General features: G+C 33.5%; 2 protein-coding genes. One reads left to right on the forward strand and one right to left on the reverse strand.

The features are described 5' to 3' along the window. On the forward strand, positions 1-185 hold a 185-nt coding region (locus E3E36_RS13045), incomplete at its 5' end, for a hypothetical protein (RefSeq protein ID WP_206203698.1). A gap of 4 nt (positions 186-189) precedes the next feature. Here E3E36_RS13045 and E3E36_RS13050 read toward each other — a convergent pair. Beyond that, positions 190-430, reverse strand: a 241-nt coding sequence (locus tag E3E36_RS13050) for a hypothetical protein (RefSeq protein WP_206203699.1), incomplete at its 5' end; no start/stop codon positions are given.

Raw genomic sequence — 430 nt, forward strand, 5'->3', positions numbered from 1 at the left:
GTATACATGTAATTAATGCGTCTATATTTCAACTGATACAGCAACAGGGAAAATTCTCAATGGTTGATGTGTATTTAAGTGTAGCTTCAACACATAGTATATTTTCATACAACCATTCAGGCAGTAAACTTATTGATGTAGGTAAGCCTGAAAATATTGTAAAAGCAGCAACCCTATTTGTTTAGCCTGCTATACTCTTACATAAATTTTCTTCTTATCCATTACATATACAATGCTCCAGTAAAATGCAATCATAACAAGAGCATATACCAAAGAACCAACGCGTAAATCGGAAGAAACATTTTTACATATATGCTCATAAAACCAGCCGAACGGAGAAGTATATGCAGGTGAGCCATCATGCTCTAAGCCATTATTTATTCTTATTAATCCTAACAATCTTGGCAAAAAACCGCTCAGTACAAATATA

The organism is Thermococcus sp. M36 (genome assembly GCF_012027355.1).
Classification (GTDB): Archaea; Methanobacteriota_B; Thermococci; order Thermococcales; family Thermococcaceae; genus Thermococcus.